The organism is Stenotrophomonas sp. 80084_Sma, from assembly GCF_056481995.1.
On sequence record NZ_CM151177.1, the window covers coordinates 2,905,652 to 2,930,924 of the forward strand.

General features: G+C 68.6%; 22 protein-coding genes and 1 pseudogene. 18 read left to right on the forward strand and 5 right to left on the reverse strand.

The features are described 5' to 3' along the window. Positions 1-10: 10 nt before the first annotated feature. On the reverse strand, positions 11-2,806 hold the full coding sequence (locus ACZK3W_RS13460) for a glycoside hydrolase family 3 C-terminal domain-containing protein (RefSeq protein WP_197617174.1): 2,796 nt from the start codon (positions 2,804-2,806) through the stop codon (positions 11-13). Positions 2,807-3,319: 513 nt separating this feature from the next. Between ACZK3W_RS13460 and ACZK3W_RS13465 the strand changes: the two are divergent. Next, a pseudogene (locus ACZK3W_RS13465) lies at positions 3,320-3,574 on the forward strand (VOC family protein); the annotation flags it as partial. Between the two features lie 293 nt (positions 3,575-3,867). Then, entirely contained in the window at positions 3,868-4,572 is a 705-nt protein-coding gene (locus tag ACZK3W_RS13470) for a helix-turn-helix domain-containing protein (protein ID WP_197617172.1), read from the forward strand. A 9-nt stretch (positions 4,573-4,581) separates the two neighbouring features. On the opposite strand, the gene ACZK3W_RS13475 is transcribed toward ACZK3W_RS13470, so the two are convergent. Continuing rightward, complete coding sequence (locus ACZK3W_RS13475) at positions 4,582-5,472, reverse strand: sterol desaturase family protein (RefSeq protein WP_121503544.1); 891 nt, start codon at positions 5,470-5,472, stop codon at positions 4,582-4,584. A gap of 132 nt (positions 5,473-5,604) precedes the next feature. Between ACZK3W_RS13475 and ACZK3W_RS13480 the strand changes: the two genes are divergently transcribed. From ACZK3W_RS13480 to ACZK3W_RS13510, 7 genes are all read left to right on the forward strand, one after another. Further along, complete coding sequence (locus tag ACZK3W_RS13480; RefSeq protein ID WP_180862776.1) at positions 5,605-6,555, forward strand: LysR family transcriptional regulator; 951 nt, start codon at positions 5,605-5,607, stop codon at positions 6,553-6,555. A gap of 92 nt (positions 6,556-6,647) precedes the next feature. Next, a complete protein-coding gene (locus ACZK3W_RS13485) occupies positions 6,648-7,298 on the forward strand; it encodes a DsbA family oxidoreductase (RefSeq protein ID WP_049461586.1) in 651 nt (216 codons plus the stop codon). Positions 7,299-7,333: 35 nt separating this feature from the next. After that, the gene (locus ACZK3W_RS13490; RefSeq protein WP_049422824.1) at positions 7,334-8,341 is read left to right on the forward strand and encodes a cyclase family protein; all 1,008 of its coding nucleotides are present in this window, start codon (positions 7,334-7,336) and stop codon (positions 8,339-8,341) included. Positions 8,342-8,639: 298 nt separating this feature from the next. Beyond that, the gene (imuA, locus tag ACZK3W_RS13495; protein ID WP_032129603.1) at positions 8,640-9,254 is read left to right on the forward strand and encodes a translesion DNA synthesis-associated protein ImuA; all 615 of its coding nucleotides are present in this window, start codon (positions 8,640-8,642) and stop codon (positions 9,252-9,254) included. A gap of 9 nt (positions 9,255-9,263) precedes the next feature. Further along, positions 9,264-10,673 carry a Y-family DNA polymerase gene (locus ACZK3W_RS13500; RefSeq protein ID WP_478450017.1) on the forward strand — a complete coding sequence of 470 codons (1,410 nt, stop codon included), beginning with the start codon at positions 9,264-9,266 and terminating at the stop codon, positions 10,671-10,673. Positions 10,674-10,679: 6 nt separating this feature from the next. Further along, positions 10,680-13,790, forward strand: a complete 3,111-nt coding sequence (locus tag ACZK3W_RS13505) for an error-prone DNA polymerase (protein WP_197617168.1) — start codon at positions 10,680-10,682, stop codon at positions 13,788-13,790. Positions 13,791-13,871: 81 nt separating this feature from the next. Continuing rightward, a complete protein-coding gene (locus tag ACZK3W_RS13510; protein ID WP_012511394.1) occupies positions 13,872-14,378 on the forward strand; it encodes a hypothetical protein in 507 nt (168 codons plus the stop codon). A 134-nt stretch (positions 14,379-14,512) separates the two neighbouring features. On the opposite strand, the gene ptsJ is transcribed toward ACZK3W_RS13510, so the two are convergent. Beyond that, positions 14,513-15,799 carry a MocR-like B6 salvage transcription factor PtsJ gene (ptsJ, locus tag ACZK3W_RS13515; protein WP_197617166.1) on the reverse strand — a complete coding sequence of 429 codons (1,287 nt, stop codon included), beginning with the start codon at positions 15,797-15,799 and terminating at the stop codon, positions 14,513-14,515. A gap of 76 nt (positions 15,800-15,875) precedes the next feature. On the opposite strand from ptsJ, the gene ACZK3W_RS13520 reads away from it, so the two are divergent. The 9 genes from ACZK3W_RS13520 (at position 15,876) to ACZK3W_RS13560 (ending at position 23,758) form a co-directional block, all read left to right on the forward strand. Continuing rightward, complete coding sequence (locus ACZK3W_RS13520; protein ID WP_121503549.1) at positions 15,876-16,649, forward strand: YggS family pyridoxal phosphate-dependent enzyme; 774 nt, start codon at positions 15,876-15,878, stop codon at positions 16,647-16,649. Beyond that, the gene (locus ACZK3W_RS13525; RefSeq protein WP_197617163.1) at positions 16,646-17,347 is read left to right on the forward strand and encodes a glutamine amidotransferase; all 702 of its coding nucleotides are present in this window, start codon (positions 16,646-16,648) and stop codon (positions 17,345-17,347) included. Before ACZK3W_RS13520 ends, ACZK3W_RS13525 begins: the two co-directional genes overlap by 4 nt. Continuing rightward, entirely contained in the window at positions 17,344-17,568 is a 225-nt protein-coding gene (locus ACZK3W_RS13530; RefSeq protein WP_125894569.1) for a hypothetical protein, read from the forward strand. Before ACZK3W_RS13525 ends, ACZK3W_RS13530 begins: the two co-directional genes overlap by 4 nt. Before the next feature lie 98 nt (positions 17,569-17,666). Further along, positions 17,667-18,173, forward strand: coding sequence for a hypothetical protein (locus ACZK3W_RS13535; protein WP_197616946.1), 507 nt, complete (start codon positions 17,667-17,669; stop codon positions 18,171-18,173). A 123-nt stretch (positions 18,174-18,296) separates the two neighbouring features. Next, positions 18,297-18,806 (forward strand): RNA polymerase sigma factor, encoded by a 510-nt coding sequence (locus tag ACZK3W_RS13540; RefSeq protein WP_032129371.1) that lies wholly within the window; start codon positions 18,297-18,299, stop codon positions 18,804-18,806. Next, a complete protein-coding gene (locus ACZK3W_RS13545; protein ID WP_197616944.1) occupies positions 18,803-19,729 on the forward strand; it encodes a FecR domain-containing protein in 927 nt (308 codons plus the stop codon). The genes ACZK3W_RS13540 and ACZK3W_RS13545 overlap by 4 nt, the downstream gene beginning before the upstream one ends. A 64-nt stretch (positions 19,730-19,793) precedes the next feature. Continuing rightward, entirely contained in the window at positions 19,794-22,265 is a 2,472-nt protein-coding gene (locus ACZK3W_RS13550) for a TonB-dependent receptor (RefSeq protein ID WP_197616943.1), read from the forward strand. Then, positions 22,252-23,052 (forward strand): ChaN family lipoprotein, encoded by an 801-nt coding sequence (locus tag ACZK3W_RS13555; RefSeq protein WP_197616941.1) that lies wholly within the window; start codon positions 22,252-22,254, stop codon positions 23,050-23,052. Before ACZK3W_RS13550 ends, ACZK3W_RS13555 begins: the two co-directional genes overlap by 14 nt. Next, a complete protein-coding gene (locus tag ACZK3W_RS13560; protein ID WP_049398426.1) occupies positions 23,045-23,758 on the forward strand; it encodes an energy transducer TonB family protein in 714 nt (237 codons plus the stop codon). The genes ACZK3W_RS13555 and ACZK3W_RS13560 overlap by 8 nt, the downstream gene beginning before the upstream one ends. On the opposite strand, the gene ACZK3W_RS13565 is transcribed toward ACZK3W_RS13560, so the two are convergent. Together ACZK3W_RS13565 and ACZK3W_RS13570 are read right to left on the reverse strand one after the other, a co-directional pair. Beyond that, a complete protein-coding gene (locus tag ACZK3W_RS13565) occupies positions 23,755-24,189 on the reverse strand; it encodes a RidA family protein (RefSeq protein WP_197616939.1) in 435 nt (144 codons plus the stop codon). The two genes, ACZK3W_RS13560 and ACZK3W_RS13565, sit on opposite strands and share 4 nt — an antisense overlap. Positions 24,190-24,369: 180 nt before the next feature. Beyond that, complete coding sequence (locus ACZK3W_RS13570; protein WP_049398424.1) at positions 24,370-25,272, reverse strand: cation diffusion facilitator family transporter; 903 nt, start codon at positions 25,270-25,272, stop codon at positions 24,370-24,372. Between the last annotated feature and the right edge of the window lies 1 nt (position 25,273).

The following is a 25,273-nucleotide window of genomic DNA, read 5'->3' on the forward strand; positions in this document are numbered from 1 at the left end:
CCTTCAGGCATCAGCGCAGCACCTGCTCCACCAGCTGTACGTCCACCGTCTGCAGCGGTTCGGCGGCGTTGCGCGACAGTTGCACCTGGTAGGTGCCGCCGTCGATCTTCCACTGGCGGGCCTGCGCATCGTAGTGGGCCAGGGTCTTCGGCTCGGCTTCGATGCGGATGCGGCGCTGTTCGCCCGGCTGCAGGGTCACCTTGTCGTAGCCGATCAGGCGGATCGGCGTGGTGCTGCCGGCCGGCAGCTTCAGGTACAGCTGGGCGACGTCGGCACCGGCGCGCTTGCCGGTGTTGCGGATGTCGACGCTGGCGACCAGGCGCGAGCCTTCCACGCTCACCTTCAGGTTTTCATAGGCGAACGAGGTGTAGGACAGGCCATGGCCGAAGGCGAAGGTCGGGGTCAGGCCCTTGGCCGCCATCCACTTGTAGCCGACGTTGGCGCCTTCGATATCGAAATCGAACACATCACCGAACGGCTTGGCCGGCTTGAAGCCGAGGCCGTCGATGTGCGGGCGCGGCAACTGCGATTCGTCCACCACCCAGGTCACGGGCAGGCGGCCGGACGGATTGACCTGGCCGGTCAGCAGCGCGGCAATGCCTTCGCCACCGCGGATGCCCGGGTACCAGGCCTGCAGCATCGCCGGCACCTGCGCCAGCCACGGCGTGCGCACCGGGCCGTTGGTTTCCAGCACCAGCACGGTCTTCGGGTTGGCCTTGGCCACCGCCGAGATCAGGGCGTCCTGGTTGTCCGGCAACTGCATGTCCGGCAGGTCCACCGATTCGGCCGCCCACTGGGTGGCGAACACGATGGCCACGTCGGCCTGCGCGGCGGCCTTGGCCGCAGCGGCGGCATCGGTCCCGTCCACATATTCGATGGTCGCATCCGGACGCGCCGCACGCAGCGACTCCAGCGGCGAGGACGGGTGGAAGATCACCGGGCCCGGCCAGGTGGTCGGCAGCACGCCCGGCACCGCGTTGGTGCCCTTGGCGGTCACGCCTACCATCGACGAACCACCACCGCCGATCACGCCCTTGTCGGCGTGGCCACCGATGATGACGATGCGCTTCACGCTGTCGGCCAGCGGCAGCAGGTTGCCTTCATTGCGCAGCAGCACGCTGCCTTCTTCCACCGTGCGCTGGGCGACGGCGAAGCCAGCCTCGGCATCGACCTTCTGGTGCTGCGGCGGGTTGTCGAAGTTGCCGTGCAGGAACATCGTGCGCAGGATGCGCGCCACCATGTCGTTCAGGCGTTCCTGCGGCACCACGCCACCATGCACAGCCAGGCGCAGCGGCTCATCGAAGAACACCGCTGCATCGAACACTTCACCGGCAGACTGCTGGTCCAGGCCGGCCAGCGCTGCCTTGGAACCGCTGTGCACGCCGCCCCAGTCGGACATCACGAAACCGGGGAACTTCCATTCCTGCTTCAGCACCTGGTTCATCAGGTAGCCGTTCTCGCAGCCGTAGGTACCATTGATCTTGTTGTACGAGCACATCGCCACGCCCGGGCGGCCGGCGTCCAGCGCGATCTCGAAGGCCAGCAGGTCCGACTCGTGCATGGCCTGTTCGCCAATGCGCACGTCGTGGAAGTTGCGGCGGGTCTCCATGTCGTTCAGCGCGAAATGCTTCATCGAGGAGATCACGTGCTGGCTCTGCACGCCCTGGATCAGCGCGCCGACCATCGAACCGGCCAGCAGCGGGTCTTCACCGGCATATTCGAAGTTGCGACCGTTGCGAGGGTCGCGCTGCAGGTTGACGCTGCCGGACAGCAGGATGTTGAAGCGCTGTTGCCACGCCTCGCGGCCCATCGTTGCACCACCAGCGAAGGCGACTTCGCGGTTCCAGCTGGAGGCGGTGGACGGGCCCGACGGCATTGCCGTGGCGAAGTCACCCGGGCGGATGCCACCCGGATTGGTCACGCCGACGCCGGCATCGGCCGACTGCTGCGACGGAATGCCCAGCCGCGCTACGCCCGGCACGAAACCGGCCGACCCGACCGCGCCTTCCGGCAGCGGGCCACCGTCCTTGCCCAGCCCGAAGTAGCTGTGCAGCATCTGGAACTTCTCATCCTCGGTCATCACCTTCAGCAGCAGCGCAGCGCGTGCATCGGCGTTGAGGGTGGTGTCCATCCACGGCGTTTCACCGTGCTTGTCGGCGGCATAGGCCAGGGTCAGCAGCGTGGCACGCAGGGCGCTGCCTTCCACCTTGAACGGTGCACTGCTGGCGGCCTGGAAGCCGTCGCTGAAATAGCTGGCATCGGCTTCCAGCGCCACACGTGCCGGGTCGAAGCCTGCGGCCTTGGCCGATTCACCGGCCACTGCGCCAAGCAGCACCGCCGGTGCGCCGAGCCGCGAACGGGTGACCAGCGCCGGCAGCTGCGCGGCACCTGCACCAGCATCGGTGTACACCGCCACGGTGTGGCGACCATCGTCCAGGCGCAGGTAGTTCAGGCCCGGCTGGTCCGGGCCGGACTCAGCGGCAATCGGCAGCCGGGTCAGCACGGCCTGACCGCGCTGGGTCTGGCCATCGTCCTTGCCCGCCGCAATGAAGCGGTACTCGTAGCCCAGGCCGTCGGCCAGCACCTGCAACGGATCGACCTGGCCGATGCCGCGCTGCACCTGGCGCACGCTCACAGCGTCCACCTGCAGGGTCTTCAGCTGGGCGGCCAGGGCCGGCATGGCCTCGGCGGTCGGGGCCTGTTCCAGGGTCAGCACAGTGAACGCGGCGGGGTCGGCCCAGGCCGGGGCGGCCAGTGCGGCTGACAGGGCCAGGGACAGTGCAAGCGGCTTTGTAAACGTTTTCATCGGCAGGCGTAATTCCGTTGCCAAGGCAATCGGTCCAGGGAAAGTGCCGCCGAAGGGTGCAGCGTTCATGCCGCGCAGGGGTTGCCAGGCAACGCCCCGCAGGCCGAAGGACGGGCCGGTCTGCGCCTGGGACCCTCCTCCCGGCGTGACAACCTGCCTGTCCGGGCCGCGCAGGGCGGCCCAATCATGTGAAGATTGTGCGAGGGCGTTCACACCTGTCAACAGGACCTAAGTCACAGGCCGACCCCAGCCACTGGTTATCAGGCCATCACCGGCGGTCACCAGCGCGCCGCGCGGGGCGGCGGAAAAAAGAGCCCCCGGCCCCCGAACCGCCCCCCCCCCCCCCCCCCCCCCCCCCCCCCCCCCCGGGGCGGCCCCGCGGGGACCCCCCCCCCCGGGGGGCGCGGGGGGGGGGGGCGGGGGGTGGGGGGGCCGGGGGGGGGGGGGGGGGGGGGGGGGGGGGGCGGGGGGGGGGGGGGGGGGGGGGGGGGGGGCGGGGGGGGGGGGGGGGGGGGCCTGCGTCTGGCGATGGTCGGTGCGTTCCTGTTGATCGAGGGCAGCAAGGCGGCGCTGGCGCCGTTCACTTCGACCACGGGGACACTGCTGGTCGATGACGTTCGGCCCTATCACGACAAGCTGGTGGCGGCTGGCGCTGAAATCATCTTCCCGCTGCAGGTGGTACCGACCGGGGCGGCGTTCAATGCGGTGCATCCCGATGGCACCGTGGTCGAGTACGTGCATCACCGGCCGGATCCGCAGGGGCGGTGAGGGTACGCGCGGCCGGGCTGCGCCCGGCACCCGCAGAGGCGACATCAACGTCAACAGCCAGAGCAACAGCAAAAGCTGGGCTCCTGCCGGTAGGCGGGGTGGGTCCGGTTGCGGGGGCCGCTGCAAGTACGTCCATGTAAGCTCGGTCGCCGCATCCATGCGGCTCACGCCCCCGCAACCGGACCCACCCCGCCTTCGACAATTCGCCGCAATCTGCAGTAGATCCACGCCATGCGTGGATGCTCTTCGATCAATCGTCGAATCAATCGATTTCGATGGAGATTCATCCACGCATGGCGTGGATCTACAATTCCTCCATGTCCTCTCCCGCCCTGCCCTGGAATGGCACGCTGCTGCTGGATGCTCACGTGGCCGTGCTGCAGGGCCACGCCGGTGGCAGCGATACGCACGCACACTACGCACATCAGCTGCTGCTGAGCGACGGCGCGCTCTGGCAGGTCGAGGTCGCTGGCGTACGGCAGCAGGGCCAACGGCTGTGGCTGCCGTCATTCCAGCCGCACGCAATCCTGTCGGCGCCGGAAGCGGGCTGCACGGTGTTCCTCGAGCCCGCACATGCCGATCCCGGGCAGATCGAGCAGCACCTGCACGCGCTGCCGGGCAACGCGCTGGAGCTGCACGACTGGCTGCCACGGCTGAGCCGCCCGCAACCACTGGACCGCCGCGTGCAGGCCGCGCTGTCCCGTATCGCCCAGCACCTGCCCGGGCCGGTGCCAGCCGCCGATATCGCCGAGGCGGCACATCTGTCGACCAGCCAGCTGCATCGACGCTTCCAGTCCGATCTGGCGGTGACCCTGCGCGGCTGGGTGCTGTGGCAACGGCTGCGCAGCGCACTGATGCATCATCTGCGCGGGCACAGCCTGACCGACAGCGCGCACGCGGCCGGATTCGCTGACCTGGCCCATCTGTCGCGCAGCCTGCGCCGCATGTTCGGCATCAGTGCCGCGCAGCTGCAGGGCCTGCAGCTGCACGCAGCCTGACACGCCCCATCATCCGCGCCTGCGCAGACCTTCCGGCAGCTCCGGCACCTCGCCATGCGGCAGTTCGCGGAACGGCGCCAGCAGCTGTCCGGGATAATCGCGCGGATAGTCCGGCTGGCTGCCGATGCCGAGGTCGCGTTGCTGCAGCCGATAGCCGGGCGCATCGAAGGCGGTCCCCAGCAGGTGATCCCAGAAAGTCAGGAACAGGCCGAAGTTGACGTCGCCGGCGGTGCCGTAACGCATGTGGTGGAAGCGATGCAGCGGTGCCCAGGCCATCACCCGGCCCAGCACGCCGGGGCGCATGTCCACGTTGGAATGCTGCAGCAGCAGCTGGATGGCAATGGCGAACGCCAGCACCGCGGCTACCGGCATCGGCAGGCCCAACAGCAGCAGCGGCAGCACGCCGCCCACCGCTTCGGCCGCCTGGTGCAGCGGGTGTTTCATCAGACCGTTGAAGCCATACATGCGGGTCACGCTGTGATGCACCGCATGCAGCCGCCACAGCCAGCCGATGCGATGGCTGGCGTAGTGCACCAGGGTGATGCCGAGATCGGCGCAGATGACGGCCAGCAGCACCTGCAGCGCGAATGGCCACTGCAGCGGCCAGGCCTGCCACGGAATGATGGCTGCCAGCAGTGGCACCGCCGCGATCGACAGCAGGTTCAGGCTCTCGTTGACCAGCGCATGCAGGGTGTCACGCAGGCTGTCGCCGTGGTCGTGGTTGAACGCGGGGTCATACGGCCAAGCACGTTCGGCAGCGAACGAGACCGCGATGGCAACCGCCAGCAAGGCCAGCAGCCATAGTGGGTCGCCGTGGAGGTGGCCGATCCAGGCGACGGCGGCGGCAACGAAACCCAGCAGGAACAACGGGGCATACAGGCGGAGCATCCAGTGCTTCATGGGCAATCCGGAAAGTAAGGGGCCTGCATGCTGGCGCCGCGTATGGGCCGCCGGCTTGAACAAACGGCGCAACCCGGCGCGCTCCCCGGTGGATGACCATCGTGGACGGCACCACGTTTCCCACATCCATGCATGGCGTGGATCTACAATGGCGCCCTCATCGCGCCCGGGACCGGCATGGATTCCTTCAACCTGATGCGCGCCTTCCGCCGCATCGTCGAACGCGGCGGGCTGGCCCGCGCCGCCGAAGACCTGGGCATGTCACCGGCCGGGCTGAGCAAGCAGCTGCGCACCCTGGAAGCGCACCTGGGCGTGGTGCTGCTGCAGCGGACCACGCGGCGCATGAGCCTGACTGAGACCGGCCACGCCTATTACCGCGAATGCTGCCGCCTGCTCGACGAGCTGGATGCATTGGAACGTGGCATCGCCGAACAGCGCGGCGACGTGGCCGGGCGCCTGCGCGTCAATGCACCGCAATCATTCGCGCTGAGCACGCTGTCGCCGCTGCTGCCACGCTTCCTGCAGCAGCATCCGCAACTGTCGCTGGACCTTGTGATGGAAGACCGCCTGCTTGATGCGGTGGGCGAAGGTTTCGATGTGTCGCTGCGGTTGCGTGCCGAGCTGGACGACTCGCGACTGGTAGCGCGCCGCCTGGCCTCGTTGCAGCAGGTGCTGTGCGCGGCTCCGTCCTACCTGCAGCAGCATCCGGCACCGCAGGCAGTGGACGATCTGCAGGCGCACAGCGTGCTGGCCTACAGCCTGTCCGACTCGCCCGGCAGCTGGCCGCTGCTCGGCCCCGACGGCCAGGTGACGATCACCCTGCCGGCGCGCGTCACCGTCAACAACAGCCTGCTGCTGCGCGACCTGCTGGTGGCCGGCATGGGCATCGGCGCCCTGCCCTCGTTCCTGGCGGCACCGGCGCTGGCCCGTGGCGAACTGCAGCAGGTGCTGCCCGACCACCGCTATCCGCCGCGCTTCGTGCATGCGGTCTATCCCACCTCGCGCCACCTGCAGCCCAAGGTGCGTGCCTTCATCGATTTCCTGCACGCCGAGCTGCCCGGCTGCGCTGGCCTGGATTCGTAACCGCCAGCGAAAACTGAGCTGCCCGCGGCGTGCTGTTTCAGACGCGCCGCGCTGCCTAATCTGCCGCCTCCCCTCTCACCGATGGCAGGCAGATGTCTTCCGTTCCTTCCCCCGCCACCGCCGCGCCGGTGGTCGATTTCTTCCACGACGTGGTCTGCGGCTGGTGCTTCGTGCTGGCCCCGCGCCTGCAGCAGGTCTCCGCCGAACTCGGCATCCAGGTGCGTCACCGCAGCTTCGTGCTGCAGGACTCGCGCGCGCAGATGGTCGAGGTGTTCGGCTCGATGGAGCGCGCCAAGGCGATCATCCTGCGCCACTGGACCGACTGCGCCGCGCATGAAGACACCGCGCGCATCGATATCGAAGGCATGCGCGCACAGGACTTCGAGTATCCGTCCGGCTGGCTCGGCGCACTGGCCTGCCAGGCCGCCGGCATGCTCGGTGGCAACGACGCCCATGGCGCGATGTTCGATGCCGTGCAGTGGGCGCACCTGCACCAGCACCGCAACATCGGCGACGCCGAAGTACTGCTGGATATCGCCGAAGCACTGGGCCACCCGCGTGGCGCCTTCGCTGACCACATGCGCAGCGACGCAGCAGCCCGGCGTGTGCAGGCCGACCGTGCCGAAGCCGCGGCCCTCGGCATCCGCTCCATTCCCACCGTGATCGGCGGCAACGGCCTGCGCCTGCAGACCCTGCCGCTGCCGCAACTGCGCCAGGCCCTGGCGCACCTGGTCGCGGCCTGAGCCGCACCGTCCCCCATCCTGCAAGGAGATTCCCCATGACCTCACGTACCCTGGCCACCGCGCTGGCCCTGCTGCTGGCCGGCACCGCCGCTTCCACCACCGTATCCGCGCACGAACGCGTTCCCTCCGGCCAGCAGGTCGGCACCAGCCCCTGGGGGCCGAAGGACGAGATCGGCCGTCTCAACCTGATCACCGAGGCCTCGCGTGCGGCGATCCTGTCGCGGGTGAGCGGCGGCAAGGCCTATGATCTGGCCACCGAATACTACGTTGGCATGCCCAGCTGGCAGGATGCCGGCGACCCGCACTACCAGTTCTGGATGACCCACACCCCGCGCGGCACGGTGATGGATGATCCGATGGGCGTGGGTGAAACCATGAACCTCACCCGCAGCTACACCGGCACCGCGTTCTCGATGTACAGCCACACCGGCACCCACATCGATGCGCTGAACCACTTCGGCATCCACGGAAAGATCTGGAACGGCTTCGAGGCCGACAAGCACCTCGGCGACCGTGGCTGGAACGTCACCGGCATCGAGAAATTCCCGCCGCTGATCGCGCGTGGCGTGCTGATCGACGTGGCCGGCGCCAAGGGCGTGGACATGCTGCCGGACAGCTACCGCGTCACCCGCCAGGACCTGAAGGATGCGCTGGCACGCCAGCAGGTGAAGCTGCAGCAGGGCGACGTGGTGCTGATCCGCACCGGCCGCATGCGCCTGTTCGAACAGCCCAAGGCCTACATGGCCAACCCGCCGGGCATGGGCCTGGACGCGGCGCGCTTCCTGGTGGAGGACAGCGGCGCGATGATCGTCGGCGCCGACAACCTCAGCTTCGAGACCTTCCCCTCGGAGGTGTCCGACGACTACGTGCCGCTGCACACCTACCTGCTGGCCCAGCAGGGCGCGCCGATCATCGAGCTGGTGGCGCTGGACGAACTGGCCCGCGACAAGGTCTATGAGTTCGCCTTCATCGGCGGCCCGCTGAAGATCCGCGGCGGCGATGCCGCGCCGCTGCGCCCGGTGGCGCTGCCGGTGCGCCCGTAACCGGGAGTGCCCGTGCCTGTAGGTGCCGACCCTGGTCGGCACCGTTTTCCCATCCACGCATGGCGTGGATCTACCGAGGCTCTGTCCAGTAGATCCACGCCATGCGTGGATGCTTTTTCCCCCTTCAGCAACCTGAAACCTGACCCTCCGATTTCATTAGTAATTCTACTCACAACGCGAGTAGCATGTCCGGTCTCAGCCCCTGATACCGGCCCGTCGATACTCGCGCCATGCCTGCCGTTTCCGCCCGTTCCTGCCGCTTCAAGCCAACCCGGCGCCTCCCTTGGAGGATCGGCTGATGGGTGCTGTCGTCGCCCTCGACCGGCTGCTGGACGGGCGCCAGCTGTGGCGCGGCCCAGCCCGCCAGGGGCCGGCCAGCGACCACCTGGCCAGTGGCCATCCGGCGCTGGACGCACGCCTGCCCGGCGGCGGCTGGCCGGCCAGCGGGCTGTGCGAGGTGCTGCAGGCGGCGCCCGGCGTCGGCGAGCTGGCCCTGGTCTGGCCGGCGCTGGCGAAGCTGAGCCAGCGCGACCGCCCGATCGTGCTGGTCGCCCCGCCCTACCGCCCGCATGCCCCGGCCTGGGCGGCGGCCGGGCTGGATCTGGCCCAGCTGCAGATCATCCACGCCGCACCGAAACAGGCGCTGTGGGCCACCGAGCAGTGCCTGCGCTCGGCCGCCTGCGCGGCGGTGCTGTGCTGGCCACACCAGGCCGACGACCGCTCACTGCGCCGGCTGCAGGTGGCTGCCGACAGCGGCCAGTGCCTGGGCTTCGTGTTCCGCGAGGCGCAGGCAGCGCGCAACCCCTCCCCGGCCAGCCTGCGCCTGCAGCTCGACCACGGCCAGGTGCGGGTGCTGAAGTGCCGTGGCGGCCTGCCACCCGCACAGCCGTTGCCACTGGCCATCGCCCACTGAGGCCGCGTCATGCATTGGGCCTGCCTGTTGTTGCCGCAGCTGGCACTGGACAGCGTGCTGCGCCTGCAGCCGGACCCGCAGCGGCCACTGGTGCTGCTGCAGGGGCCGGCGCAGCGTCGCGTGCTGCGTGCGGTCAGCCCGTCGGCACGCGCAGGGGGACTGCGCCCGGGCATGCTGCTGTCGGCCGCACAGGTGCTGGTGCAGGACATGTACCTGCACGACTACGACCCGAACGCCGAACAGCACACCCGGCAGCTGCTGGCCAGTTGGGCCTACGCCTACAGCTCGCAGGTCAGCCTCGATTTTCCGCACGCGCTGGTCATGGAGATCGGCGCCAGTCGCGCCCTGTTCGGTGACTGGCTGACGATCGAAAAGCGCCTGCGCGGCGAACTGCATGAGCTTGGTTTCCGCCACCGCCTGGTGGCCGCACCCACCGCGCATGCCGCGCGCGTGCTGGCCAACGTCCACGACGGCCTCGGCATCGATGCGCAGCAGCTGCCAGCGGCACTGGCGCAGCTGCCGTTGCCGCGCTGCGGCCTGCCCAGCGAAGCGGTGACCGTGCTCGGTCGTTCCGGTCTGCGCACGCTGGGTGCGGTGCTCGAACTGCCGCGCGACAGCCTGGCCCGGCGCTTCTCACCCGAGGTGCTGCAGCAACTGGATGCGCTGCGCGGCCTGCCCACCGCGCCACTGCGCTACTACCAGCCACCGGACCGTTTCGATGCACGCATCGAATTCGAATACGAGATCGAATCCAGCCAGGCCCTGCTGTTCCCGCTGCGCCGCCTGCTGCTGGACCTGGCGGCCTTCCTGTGCTCGCGCGATGGCGGCGTACAGCGCTTCGACCTGCACTTCGAGCATGACCTGCTGCCGGCCAGCGTGCTGACCATCGGCCTGCTGGCACCCGAGCGCGATCCCGCGCTGCTGTTCGAGATCGCACGCAACCGCATGGAAGCGTTCGCCCTGCCGGCCGGCAGCCGCGCACTGCGCCTGCAGGCCGAACAGCTGCCACCGTTCGTGCCCGCCGCGCGTGACCTGTTCGATACCCGGCCGGCACAGGCGATGCCCTGGAACCAGCTGCGCGAGCGCCTGCGGGCGCGGCTCGGCGATGACGCCGTGCAGCCGCTGGCGGTGCAGGCCGACCATCGCCCCGAACGCGCCAGTGGCACCCAGCCTGCGGCCAAGCCTCCGTCGTACTGGCCACTGCGTCCGGGCTGGCTGCTGGACACGCCGCAACCGCTGCGTGATCCGCGCCTGCGCATCGTCACCGGGCCGGAGCGGATCGAATCGGGCTGGTGGGACCAGGCCGATGCGCGGCGCGATTACTACGTGGTGGAAACCGCGCATGGCCAGCGCGGCTGGGCTTTCCGTGAGCGCAATGATCCACATGCCCCGTGGATGCTGCACGGCTGGTTCGGCTGAGCCGCCATGCACAGCGAACTGCCCGGCTACGCCGAACTGCACTGCCTGTCGGCCTTCAGTTTCCAGCGTGGCGCCTCGATCGCCGAAGAACTGTTCGCGCGCGCTGCCGGCCAGGGCTACCGCGCGTTGGCGATCACCGACGAATGCTCGCTGGCCGGCATCGTGCGCGCCTGGCAGGCCGCCAAGACGCATGGCGTGGCGCTGATCGTCGGCGCCGAATTCCAGATCGAGGACGGGCCGAAGCTGGCCCTGCTGTGCACCGACCAGGCCGCCTACGCCGGCTTGTGCCAGTTGATCACCACCTGCCGGCGGCGCGCGGCCAAGGGCGAATACCGCTGCCTGCGCGAGGACCTGCTCGACCTGCCCGGCGGCCTGCTGTGCCTATGGCTGGACCGGCAACCAGCGGCCACCGATCTGGAACTGCTGCGCGCCGGCTTCGATGATCGGCTGTGGCTGGCGGTGGAGCTGCACCATGAGCATGACGACGCGCGTCGCCTGCAGCAGCTGCAGGCCTTCGGCGAACGCCACCACCTGCCGCTGGTGGCCAGTGGTGATGTACACATGCACGTGCGCCGCCGCCGCGCCCTGCAGGACACACTGACCGCCATCCGCCACCGCTGCAGCGTGGCCGAGGCCGGCTGGCGCCTGTTTCCCAACGGCGAGCGCCACCTGCGCCCGCGTACCGCGCTGGCCCAGCTGTATCCGCCCGAACTGCTGGCCGAGACCCTGCGCATCGCCGAGCGCTGCCACTTCACCCTGGAGCAGCTGCAGTACACCTATCCGCGCGAACTGGTACCCGAGGGCCACGACCCGGACAGCTGGCTGCGCGTGCTGGTCGAGCGCGGCATCCCGTGGCGCTGGAAAGGCGGCATCGAACCGGCACAACGCAAACAGATCGAGCACGAACTGGCATTGATCCGGGAAAAGAACTACGCCTCGTACTTCCTCACCGTGCAGGACATCGTGCGCTTCGCGCGCAGCCAGGACATCCTCTGCCAGGGTCGTGGCTCGGCGGCCAACTCCGCGGTGTGCTTCGTACTGGGCGTGACCGAGATCGACCCGGCACGCAGCAACCTGCTGTTCGAGCGCTTCATCTCCGCCGAGCGCGACGAACCACCGGATATCGACATCGACTTCGAGCACGAGCGCCGCGAGGAAGTGCTGCAGTACGTGTTCAAGCGCTATGGCCGCGAGCGCGCGGCGTTGACCGCGGTGGCGATCAGCTACCGTGGCCGCAGCGCGATCCGCGACGTGGCCCGTGCGCTTGGCCTGCCGATGGACCAGGTCAACGAACTGGGCGCGGCGATGGACCACTGGGGCGGCCATGTGCCGCTGCCGGAGACCCTGCGCGAGCGCGGCTTCGATCCGGAAACCCCGCTGATGCGGCGACTGCTGGCGCTGACCTCCGAACTGATCGACTTCCCCCGCCACCTGTCGCAGCACCCGGGCGGCTTCGTGATTTCCGAGCATCCGCTGTCAACCCTGGTGCCGGTGGAGAACGCGGCGATGGCCGACCGCACCGTCATCCAGTGGGACAAGGACGATCTGGATGCCACCGGCCTGATGAAGGTCGACTGCCTGGCGCTGGGCATGCTCACCGCCATCCGCAAATGCCTGGCGATGCTGCAGCAGCATGGCCTGCACGAAGGACGCATGGATGCGATTCCTCCCAAGGATACGAAGACCTACGACATGATCTGCGCCGCCGACACCATCGGCGTATTCCAGATCGAGTCGCGCGCGCAGATGGCGATGCTGCCGCGCCTGCAGCCGCGCACCTTCTACGACCTGGTGATCGAGGTGGCGATCGTGCGCCCTGGCCCGATCCAGGGTGACATGGTGCACCCCTACCTGGAACGGCGAAGGATCCTGCGCGAGCAGGGTCCTGACGCGTTGAACGATCCAGACAATCCACTCTATCCAGCGCGGCTGGAACGCGTGTTCGCGCGCACCCTCGGCGTGCCACTGTTCCAGGAACAGGTCATGCAGTTGGCGGTGGAAGCGGCCGGCTACACGCCGGGCCAGGCCGATGCCCTGCGCCGCTCGATGGCGGCGTGGAAGCGCCGTGGCGGCCTGGAACCGCATCGCGAGAAGCTGCTGGCCGGCATGCTCAAGAACGGCTTCAGCCGCGAGTACGGCGAGCACCTGTTCGAACAGATCAAGGGCTTCGGTGACTACGGTTTTCCGGAAAGTCACGCCGCCAGTTTCGCCCTGCTGACCTATAACAGTTGCTGGCTGAAGTGCCATCACCCGGCCGCGTTCACCGCCAGCCTGATCAACAGCCAGCCATTGGGCTTCTACAGCCCCGACCAGCTGCTGCAGGATGCGCGCCGGCATGGCATCCGCGTGCTGCCGGTGGACGTGCGCCACAGCGACTGGGACTGCACGCTGGATTTCAGCAAGGGGCCGGCCGCGATCCGGCTCGGCCTGCGCCTGGTCGATGGCTGCAACGAGCCCGCCGTGCAGGCCATCATGCGTGAACGTGCGCGGCGCCCGTTCGACGATGTGGGTGACCTGTGCCAGCGTACCGCTCTGGACCGCCGCCAGCAGGGCCTGCTGGCCGATGCCGGGGCGCTGCGTGGGCTCAGCGGCCATCGCCATCGTGCGCGCTGGGATATCTCCGGTGTGGAAAACCGGTTGCCGCTGTTCGACCAGGCCCGCGCCACCACCGAAGCCCGCGTGCCACTGCCCCTGCCCAGCGCCTGGGAAGACATGCAGGCCGATTACCGCAGCACCGGCACCACGCTGGGCCGCCATCCGATCTCGTTCCTGCGCGCGCAACTGCGCAGCCGTGGCTGCCTGGATGCCGCACAACTGGCTGCCCACGGCCATGGCCGGCGCGTGCGCATCGCCGGCCTGGTGCGCATGCGCCAGCGCCCGCAGACCGCCAGTGGCGTCACCTTCCTCACCCTTGAAGACGAGACCGGCATGATCAACGCCGTGGTCTGGCGGCACCTGGCCGATCGCCAGCACCGGGTGCTGGTCGATACCCAGCTGATGCAGATCGATGGCCGCCTGGAACGCGTCGATGGCGTGCAGCACGTCATCGTGCAGCGCATGCACTGCCTGGATGAACTGCTGCAGGGGCTGCGCAGCCACAGTCGTGATTTCCACTGACGATACACAACGTCACACAACGAACTGGCCATTGCCGGTCCGCATCCGCTATCGTCGGCACATCCAAGGAAGGACGACCCGATGTCCCGTGCGCTGCTGCTGACCACCCTGGTGGTCTCGACCCTCGCCCTGCTTGTTTCCGGCTGGACCGCCTGGAACCTGCATCGCAGCCAATCGCCACAGCGCATCATCGAGGCACGCGGGCTGATCATCCACGATGCAAGCGGCCAACCGCGGGTAATCCTCGGCGCACCGGTTCCCGATCCGCTCAGCCAGGGCCGCACCCAGGGGCCGCGCGCCACCGCCCTGTCCGGCCTGATCCTGCTCGGCCCCGACGGTTCAGAGCGCGGCGGTTATGGCACAAGCGACCGCGGCGGCGAAGCCCTGCTCACCCTGGACGATGCCACCGGCACCACCGAAGTATTCAAGGTCGTCGCCAATCCCGACCGCGGCGCCAGTCTGATGGTCAAGCACCAGAACAACACCGGCGCCATGCTCACCTCCTGGCAGGGCAAGCCGGAGCTGATGTTCGTTGATGACAGCGGCCAGTCCTACTACGTGCGCCCGGGCGCCAACGCCGCGCCTTGATCTGCTTCTGTAGCGTCGAACCATGCTCGACTACCGGTCATGTAGAGTCGAGCCATGCTCGACTGCTTCTACCAACAGCAGCCGAGCATGGCTCGGCTCTACAAAGGCGAAGCAAAGCCGAGCATGGCCCGACGCTACAAACCACACACCGCCGCCAGGTCATCGGCCAGCTGCCGCAGCTGCGCCGGTCCCAGCGCCGAACACGTAATGCGCAGACCATGGCCCGGTGCCGCCACCGCGAACACTTCGCCCGCGCGCACATGCCAGCCGCGCGAGGCCAGCGCCAGCACCTGCGGATGGCTGTCCGCCGGCAACGGCAGCCACAGGTTCAATCCTTCCATCGGCTGCGGCGTCGGCATGCCACGCGCGCGCAGCAGCTCCTGTAGCGACTGCAGGCGCTGCTGGTAGCGCTCACCCGCCGAGGCGATCTTCGCCCGCTGCGTTGCCGACGCCAGCACCGAAGTCGCTGCATCCTGCAGCAGGTGGCTGACCCAGCCGGTGCCGGACGCCAATCGCAGCCGCAACCGCGATGCGGTCTCCTCATCGCAGGCCAGCCAGGCCAGCCGCAGGTCCGGACCCAGTGGTTTGGACAACGAACGCAGCAGCGCCCAGCGCCGGCCATCCAGCGGCAGCACTGAGTGATAGGCCTGCTGCGAGAGCAGTGCGTAGTGATCGTCAATCAGCACCGCCACCTGCGGGTAGGCCGCCAGCAACTGCCGCAACGCCCGTGCCCGCTTCGCATCCAGGCTGGCCCCGGTCGGGTTGTGTGCCCGCGGGGTCAGCAGCACCGCGCGTGCGCCGGCCTCCAGCGCCTGCCGCAGCGAATCGACCTGCATGCCATGTGCATCCACCGCCACCGGCAACGGCGCGTGGCCCACAGCATTGAGCACATTGAGGCTACCGAGGAAGCATGGATCCTCCACCGCGATGCGGTCTCCTGGCAGCAACCACGCCGCCAGCAGGCGCTCGATGCCATCAACCGCGCCATGGGTCAGCTCCAGCGCATAGCCCTCCGGGCAGTCCGCATCCAGCGAGGCCCTTGCCAGCGCCTGCAACCTCGGGTCGACCGTGCCTACGCCGTACAAACGCGGTGCGGCCGGGGCCAGGCGCAGGTTCGGCAGCAGGCGCGGATCCGGATTGCCACCGGCCAGGTCCTGCAGCGCCAGCCCGGGCGTACTGCCCTCGCGCGCCAGCGTCGGCGGCAATCCGCGCACCACCGTGCCACGGCGGCCCGCCGTGCTGGCCAGGCCCGCCGCATCCAGGCGCTTGTAGGCAGCGGCCACGGTGTTGCGGTTCACGCCCAGTTGCTCGGCCAGTTCACGCACCGGCGGCAGCACGCTGCCGGCCGGCAGGCGGCCCTTGCCGATGCCGTCGCGGATGCTGTCGAAGATCGACTCGGCGCTATGTCCGGTGATTTTCATTTTGTCCTATGCCAAAATATATCTTGTCCTGTGCCAGTGTATCCCACCCTGGCCATCCTGCATTGGAGGTGCCCGCATGCCCCTTGCCGCTGCCGACTGGCCCGTCGCCCAGTCCGTTGAACAGATCGCCGCCAACCTGGTCACGGTGCGCCAACGCATCACCGATGCCTGCGCGCGCGTCGGCCGGGACCCGGCCAGCGTGCGCCTGCTGCCGGTCAGCAAGACCGTCGATGACGCCCGCATCCGCATGGCGGTGGCCGCAGGCTGCCACGAACTGGGCGAGAACAAGGTGCAGGAGGCGCAGCGCAAGGCCGAAACGATGGCCGACCTGGGCGTGCACTGGTCGGTGATCGGCCATCTGCAGACCAACAAGGCGCGCTACGTGGCGCGCTTTGCCAGCGAGTTCCAGGCGCTGGACAGCCTGCGCGTGGCCGAGGCCCTGCAGCAGCGCCTGCAACTGGAAGACCGCACGCTGGATGTGTTCGTGCAGGTCAACACCTCGGCCGAGCCGAGCAAGTACGGACTGGAACCCGACGCGGTCGAGGCCTTCGTGCAGCAGTTGCCGGCCTTCGATCGCCTGCGTGTGCGCGGCCTGATGACCCTGGCCATCTTCACCCCCGACGTCGAGCGCGTGCGCGCCTGCTTCGTGCGCCTGCGCGAACTGCGCGACCAGCTGCAACGCACCGCCCCGCCCGGCCTTGACCTGTCGCAGCTGTCGATGGGCATGTCCGGTGATTTCGAAGTGGCCATCGAGGAAGGTGCCACCGTGGTCCGCGTCGGCCAGGCCATCTTCGGCGCCCGCGCCACCCCGGACAGCTTCTACTGGCCGAACAGCGGAGCCCCGGCATGAAGCACGCGGTTGTCCTGCAACACGTTGCCTTTGAAGACCTCGGCACCCTGCAGCCTCTGCTGTTGGCACAAGGCTGGCAGTTGCAGGTGCTGCAGGCCGGCGTCGATGCGCTCGATCCGGCCGAAGTGACCGACCTGCTGGTGGTGCTGGGCGGCCCGATCAGTGCCAATGACACAGCGACCTATCCCTTCGTCACCGACAGCATCGCCCTGCTGCAGCGCCGGCTGCAGCAGCAGCGGCCAACCCTGGGCATCTGCCTGGGTGCACAACTGATGGCGCGTGCACTCGGTGCCAGTGTCGCTCCCAGCGGCGGCAAGGAAATCGGCTTTGCGCCACTGCTGCTGACCGATGAAGGCCAGCGTTCACCGCTGCAGGCCCTGCAGGGCATTCCGGTACTGCATTGGCATGGTGAGGCGTTCGAGCTTCCGGCCGGTGCACGCCGCCTGGCCAGCACGCCGGCCTGCCGCCACCAGGCCTTCGCCATCGGCAACCACGCGCTGGCCCTGCAATGCCATCCGGAACTGGACGCGCGCCAGTTCGAGCGCTGGCTGATTGGTCACACGCTGGAGCTGGCCCAGGCCGGCATCGATCCGAATGATCTGCGCGCGCAGGCGCGTCGCTATGGCGCACCACTGGCCGCGGCCGCCACCGCGATGTTCGACCATTGGCTGCAGGACCTGCCGGAGACACCGCGATGAACTATCGATTGCAGATCCACCGCGATGGCGCCTATTGGGGCCACTTCGACTGCAGCGGCCCTGATGCCCTGCAGCGCATGGACGCCATCGCCGCACAACTGCCTGCGGATCAGGGCTTCCAGCTGAAACGGCAGAAAGGTGTTGGCGAAGAGCGCATCCTGTCCAGCAATGCCGACGGCCTGCGCGTACTGGCTTCGCAGATCCAGTACCGCGATCTCTGACGATCGTCACGGTAGTGCCGGCCGCTGGCCGGTACTCGAATCTGCCGGCCAGCGGCCGGCACTACCCCGGCTGTTCGGCCGCGTGCGAAGCTTCACCGATGCTGACCCTGCAACGCGGCAACCACCACGGACTGCTCATCGCCCCGCGCTGGCCCTCCACCCGCATCCAACTGGAAGAAGAGGTACTGCAACGCCTGCTCGACGCGCAGGCAATGCTGCCTGTGGGGCTGCGGCTACTGCTCACCCGTGGCTTCGAACCCAGCCACAGCCGTCTCGGTGGCTTCCGCCGCCTGGTGCGTGGGCTCGGCATCACCCTCTTCCGTGCCTGTTATCCGCAGCGCCAGGATGAAGTCGACGCCATCTTCGGCGCCAACGGCCACGACATCGATGGCCGTCATGTCGATGTCTCACTGGTACTGCACGGCGAGCGGCTGCGGCTGCTGCCCCTGGGCGTGTTCACCCCGCCGCGCTGGCAGCACCGCCGCGTCGCCCGGTATGCCGAGCCAGTCGCACGAGCGAAGCGCAGCCTGCAGCACTGCGGATTCGTGCTGCATCACAATCCCACCGAAGCCCTGCAGATCCACTGCGATTATCGTCCCCGCTGACGCCGCGGTGGCTCATGCGGACTGCGCTCGCACCAAAGATGCAAATGATTCTCTTTTGCTGTAATGTGCAGCCGCTGCCCTTGCCGCCGCGGGCTGTTCCCTTTCCCAGTTGTCGCCCGCCCCGTGTCCACGCCTGTCGAACCGACGGATGTCGCGCAGCTGTGCGCGGCCCATTACCGGCCGCTGCACGCCCATGTCCGCCGCAAACTCCCGCAACGCAGCGACGCCGATGACGTCGTCCAGGAAACCTGGCTGCGTGTCGTCAAGGTCGCCGCCAGTGGCCTGCTGAGCAACGGCCGCGCGTACCTGTACCGTGTTGCCCACAACCTGATTGCCGACCATTACCGGCAACGCCAGCGCCGTCGCGAAGAAGCGCTGGATGACACGCAGTTGCATGCCATCGCCGATCCTGCGCCGCTGCCCGAGCAGCGACTGCTCGACGCCGAACAGCTGCGCCACCTCGACGCGATCATCGCCGCGCTGCCACCGCGCTCGCGCCAGGTGTTCCTGCTGGCGCGGGTTGAACAGTTGGCGCTGGCCGAGATCGGGCGCCAGCTCGGCATCAGCCGGCAGACCGCGCACGGCCATCTGCTGCGCGCACTGGTCGCCCTGCAGCAGGTGCCCGGCGCATGAGCCTGGACGCGATCGCGCGCGAAGCTGCACGCTGGTGGCTGGACGGGCACGACGGTGGCCGCGACGAGAACGCGTTCGACCAGTGGTACCAGGCCGACCCTCGCCATGCTGCGCAGTACCAGCATCTGCAACACCTGTGGCAGGCCGGTGCGACGCTGCCCAGCCTGCAGCGGCAACAGCAGCGCAGGCAACGCCGTCGCCTGCGCGAAGCTGGCATTGCGGTTCTGTTGCTGTGCGCGCTGGGTCTCTACAGCCGCCATGTGTCGCCGCCTGTAGCGCAGGTCCTGCGAACGGCCGCTGGCGAGATCCGCGAGGAGACCCTTCGGGATGGCTCGCATGTCCTGCTGTCACCCGGCAGCGAAGTGAAGGTGCGCATCGATGGGCAGCGCCGCCAGCTCCAGCTGCAGCGCGGCCAGGCCTGGTTCCAGGTCGCCGCCGATGCCGACCGGCCCTTCCAGGTGCATACCCCACAGGGCACCGTCACTGCACTGGGGACCGCATTCGATCTTGCCGTGCAGGGCAACAGCAGCGTGGTCACCGTTACCGAGCATCGCGTGCGCGTGGACAGCGGCAACGTCAGCATGCTGGCTGACCACGGCGAACAGCTGCGCTTCGATGGGCAGGCAACAGCCCATGCAACAACGACCGCCCCCGGAGCATTGGCCTGGCGCGAGCGGCGCCTGCATTGGGTCTCGGCCCCACTGGCCGACGTCACGCAGGGCCTGGACCGCTGGCATGGCGGGCACACGTGGGTCGTCGGCGAGCAGCTGCGCCAGCAGCCGGTCACCCTGCTTGGCAGTGCCGACGGTGCGGCCGGCAACCGCGACCAGTTGGCCACTCAGTTGCAGGTGCGCGTGCTGCGCCTCGGCGCGGGCATACAGGTGTGGCTGCCGCCACGCAGGGAACAGCGTGATGGACCCTGACATCCGGCCTGCGGCTGCGTCTACCCAGGATGACGACGCTCTGCGTCAGCCCCTGGAGCCCCCGATGCTGTGCCCCCGCCCCCTTGTCCTCGCCCTGTCGCTGGCCTGTACCAGTGCCCTTCCGCTGCTGCCCGGCAGTGCCCACGCACAGACCGCCACCCGTACCTACAATCTGCCCGCACAACCGCTGGCGGCCGCGCTGGACGCCTACAGCCGGCTGACCGGCGTCGATCTGGTGATCGGCGCAGCGCTGCCCGCGGGCCATTCGGCGCCTGCGCTGCGCGGTGACTTCGACGATGCGCAGGCCCTGTCGCGCCTGTTGGCAGGCAGCGGCCTGCGCCCGCGCTTCGTCGATGCGCGTCGTGCCGCCCTGGAGCCGGCGCCGGCTGAACGCGCCGATGGCAGCCGTCGCACTGGCCCGCTGCGGGTGCAGGGTACTACCGCACACGGTCAGGCACCGGGTGCCGGCGCCAGTCAATATGTACCGGCCACCCGCGATGGCTTTGCGCCCTCGGTGGGCAGCGAGCGCGTGGCGATGGCCGAACGCCAGGAAGGCAACAGCCTGCTGCGCTCGATGCCCGGCACCCACAGCTTCCATTCGCGCAGCCAGCCGGGCCTGCAGGTCAACATCCGCGGCATGACCGGTGCCGGCCGGGTCAACACCATGATCGACGGTGTCACCCAGACCTTCCGCAACAATGCCGGGCACGGCTCGGGCGGCCCGTTCGCCTATGTCGATCCCTTCCTGCTGGCCGGTGTGGACGTGCAGCGCGGTGCGGTCGCCGGTGGTGATGGCGCCGGCACGCTGGCCGGCAGTGCCAACTTCCGCACGCTGGACATCGACGATCTGCTCGGCGAGGGGCGCGACTGGGGCCTGCGTGCGGGCTACCGCCACGGCAACAACGGCTACGGCAGTGGCCGTACCTTCGCCGGCGCCTGGCGCCACAGCGAAGAGAGTGGCGACCGCCAGTTCGGCCTGCTGGCCGCCGCCAGCAGCAGCCGCAGCAGCGAGTACGCGACCGCACGCGGGCAGAAGAACAACGCCGACCCGGGCAGCCAGCAGCCCAGCAGCTGGCTGTTGAAGGCGCGCCTGCAGCCCAGCGACCAGCATCGGCTGGACCTGAGCCACATGCGTTACGAAAACGACTTCTACCACAACTATCCGTGGCAGATTTCCGCGCGCAACCAGCGCGCCAGTTACCACTACACACCCTATTCGCCGTGGATCGACCTGCGTGCGACCTTCGCCAGCAACAAGACCCGGCTGTTCTACCCGCCGGTGGAGGACTCCAGCTACATCGGCCGCCGCACCCACAGCAGCCTTAGCAGCTGGACCGTGGACAACACCAGCCGCTTCGACATCGGTGCACTGCAGGCGCGCTGGAACACCGGCATCAAGCACCAATCGGACAGCTATGTGGCCGATACGCCCATCCTGCGCGGTGCCAACCCGCAGGGTCGCAGCCAGCTGGACAGTGTGTTCAGCACGCTGGAGCTGCAGTACGACATCTATGCCCTGACCGCAGGACTGCGCCAGGACCGCTTCGGCATCCGTGGTCACATCCCGGTGTGCTCGGATGTGTCCGGCCAGTGCGCGGAGATCAATGGCGGCGACATCGACGTGCGTCGCACAGAGCGCGCACTCAGCCCGAGCCTGGCGGTTTCACTGCAGGCCACCGACTGGCTGCAGCTGTTCGCCGAGGTCTCGCGCACGTCGCGGCCGCCGCGCGTGCAGGAAATGTTCTTCGAGAAGATCCCGCTGGAGGACGCCAGCGTCGCCGACGGCATCGGCGCCAATCCGTTCCTGCGCCGCGAGCGCTCGCGCAACCTGCAGTTCGGCGCCAACCTCAGCACCGACTCGCTGCTGGTCGACGGTGACCTGGCACAACTGCGGGTCACCCGCTTCGACAACCGCATCCGCGACTACATCAAGCCGCAGTACCTGCTGATCGTGCATCCGCCGGAAGTGGAACCGTTCGTGGTGCCGATCGACAGCGATCCGCAACTCAATGCCTGGACCGATGTGCTGGACGCCGACGACTTCAGCGCCACCACGCGCTGGATGAACCACCCCGGCGTGGTGCGCATGCGCGGCATCGAACTGGAAGCCCATTACGCCAGCGAGCACTACCACGCCACGCTGAGCTGGACCCGCTCGCGCACCAGCGCGCCGGCCATCGAGTTCGTCAACCTGGAAGACATCACCGCCCTGCCCGACCGCTACTGGACGCTGGACGTGGGCGGCCGCTGGTGGCAGCAGCGCGTGCAGGCCGGCCTGCGCGCCGAGTACTCCGGTCCGACCGAGGAAGGCTACGACTTCTTCCAGACCCGCAAGACCGGCGGCACCGGCATGCTGCTGGACTTCTACGCCAGCTTCAAGCCGCAGGCCAACACCACGCTGTGGCTGAACATCGAAAACCTGCAGAACAAGGCCTATGACAACAATGCCTCGATCGACAGCATCTTCAGTCCGATCCTGGACCGCGGCAACGGCCGTGGCCGCACCGTCTCGATGGGCGTCAATGTGGCGTTCTAGCCGCCACTGGCTGCCGCTGTGCCTGCTCGCGCTCGCGTCGATGGCCAGCGCGCAGCCGATGCCCGGCAAGGTGCTGGACCTCGCCAGCGGCCAGACCCTGGACGAAGCTGCGTTCGTGAAGCGCGCAGCGAACGCTCCGCGACTGCTGCTGGGCGAACGCCACGACCTGGCCGGTGACCACGCTGCCCAGCGCTGGCTGCTGCACGCGCTGCAGCAGCAGCGTCCACAAGGCGCGCTGGTGCTGGAGATGATTGCCAGCGAACGCCAGCCGCGCCTGCAGCGGGTGCAGCGCTGGCTGGCCAAGGGCAACCATGCCGACGGTGCACGCCTGCAGGAGCTGCTGGGCTGGGATACACGATGGCCGTGGACCGCCTACGGCGGGCTGGTGCAGGACGCCACCGCTGCCGGCATCCCCTTGTTCGGCGGCAATCTCGCGCGCGTCGAGGTCAACGCCCACCTGGCGTCCGCTGATGCAGTGCGGTTCCCGGTGCCCGCCGCCCGCCAACGCCTGTCGGATGTGGTTCTGGCCCAGCACGCAGACGCGGCACCGATGCTGGAAGGGATGCTGGCCGTGCAACAGGCCCGCGACACGCGCATGGCACAGGTGCTGACCGCAGCACCCGCACCCGCGCTGCTGGTAGCCGGTCGCTGGCATGTGCTGCGCGGCACCGGGGTGCCGGGCTACCTGCCACCGGATACGCCTGCGCTGGTGATCGCATTGGCCTCGCCGGGTGAAACCGTCGGTGCTGCTGATGCCGATCTGCTGTGGGTGCTGGACGATGAGTGAGCGCGGCCAACACTGGCAGGCGATCGTGATCACCGTCGTCCTGCACCTGCTGCCCCTGCTGCTGTTGGTGCACTGGGTTGCAATGCCGCCGATGCTGCCACCGCCGGAGCAGGACGTGCGCATCAGCCTGCGCCTGCTGGCACCGGCCACGCCGCCACAGCCCGTAGAGGAGCGCCAGGCCGATACCCCCAGCCAGGCGCAGCAGGCGCGTGCATCGCAACCGACAAAGTCGCCCCCGCCACCGAAGCCCACCGCCGCGCGCGAGGGCGAGTTGGCCGCCAGCGAAACGGGCGGGACGGGTCGAAAGCCGCTGCCGGTCGCCCCGCCTGCGGCCGCGACCGATGCAAGTCCCGCACCGGCATCGATCACGGCCGCGCCGCCCGCTCCAGACGCGCCACCGGCGGACTTCCAGGCCGGCGCCGCCAGCGACCAGTGGGAAGCCCGCCTGATGGCGCGGCTGGAGCGTTATCGCTATTACCCTGCCGCCGCGCGCTCGCGCCGGCAGCAGGGCACTGCCTGGGTCAGGGCCAGCATCGACCGCGAAGGTCGCCTGCTGGCGCTGCGGCTGGAGCAGTCCAGTGGCCAGCCGATGCTCGATGACGCTGCGCTGCAGACCTTCCGTCGCGCGCAGCCGCTGCCGCCCATTCCCGATGAACTGAAGGCACCGCAGGAACTGGTGGTGCCGGTGGAGTACTACCTGCGCTAGGCGGCGTAGGCCTCCGCCTCGATCTCGAACAGCATGCCGTCCAACGCCAGTCGCGGCACCGGGATCAGCGTGCAGGTGGGCGCCGCGCGGTTCGGCCAGCGCCGTCGCACCTGGTGGGCAATGATGCCGAGCCGGTCCTCATCGTGGTTGACCACCAGGATGCGCAGCCGCGCCACATCGGCCAGGGTTGCCTGCGCCGATCGCAGCGCGGTCTGCAGGTTGTCCAGCGCCTGCCCGACCTGTTCTTCGAAGCTGGGCGAGAGGCGGCCCTGGGCATCTTCGCCGCCCTGCCCTGCGACATGGATCACCCGTGCCGGCAGGCGCACCACCGCCACGTGTGAGTAGCCGTTGGCCGAAGGATCGTAGAGACCCGGTGGATTGAACAGTTCCATCAGGCCATGGCTGAGGTCCGGTGTGGTCAGCAGGTTCATGCCGCGCGCCTCGTGGGGGATGCCGGCAGTCTGTGACCTCAACTCCGGTTGAGGTCAAATGGGTCCTGTGCAACAGAGTAGTCCGCCATGCGCAACGATCGCGCGTTCCCGTGGACTCGAGCCTGCTCGACTTCCACCGACCAGAAGCAGTCGAGCAAGCTCGACTCTACAGAAGCGTGGTCACGTCCACGCTGGGTCTGCGGTGAAATCAATGGTCAACCAGAACGTGCTGCCCCGCGCATCCAGCCGCACCGCAATCTCGTCACGCATCGCATCGACCTCGCCCACTGAACCCAGCGGCGTGGCCGGGTCGGCCAGCACGTGGATCTCGATGAAGCGCATCCGCCCCATCTTCGCCACATGGCTGGTGAAACCGGCATAGCCACGCTCGGCGACGAACGCCTGCATCACCCGCTGCACGCGCCGGTCCAGATCATCCGGTGCCACCTGCAGCACTTCGCGCATGGCCTTCCAGGCACCCCGCGCCGGCACCGGCAACACCGCCAGGCTGATCAACGCCAGCACGATCGAATCCAGGTACGGCACCCAGTGGTGCCACTCGCCACCGTGCAGGACCAGCGCCAACACAAAGGCCAGTACCACTGCCAGGCTCATCAACCCGCCCAGCAGCCAGCCCCGTACATCCAGCCACAACAGCGCGGAGCGCAGATGCCGCGCCCGCTGCGCGACGAACGCCGCCATCGCCAGGTTGCTGGCACTCAGCAATGCCGCCCACCACAGCGCGGGCCCGAACTTCACTTCGTGCCCGCCCGTGGTCAAACCGATCACGGCGTTGGCCAGCGCGTACACGCAGGCCAGCGACAGGATAACCCCACCCAACGCCTCGACCATCGGCTCCAGATGCCAGTAGCCGTACTGGAAGCGCGGGCTCTGCTCCCGCGCCACCAGCCGCAGCACCGACAACGACACCAGGGTCAGGGCGACATCGACCAGGCTGTACACGCCGTCGAAAAGGATGGCCTGCGATCCCACCAGCAGGCCACCGATGAAGCCGACCGCGCTCACCGCCAGGGTGACCCCGATCGAGAACTTCAGGATGCGTTGCTCGCGCGCGGTATCCATC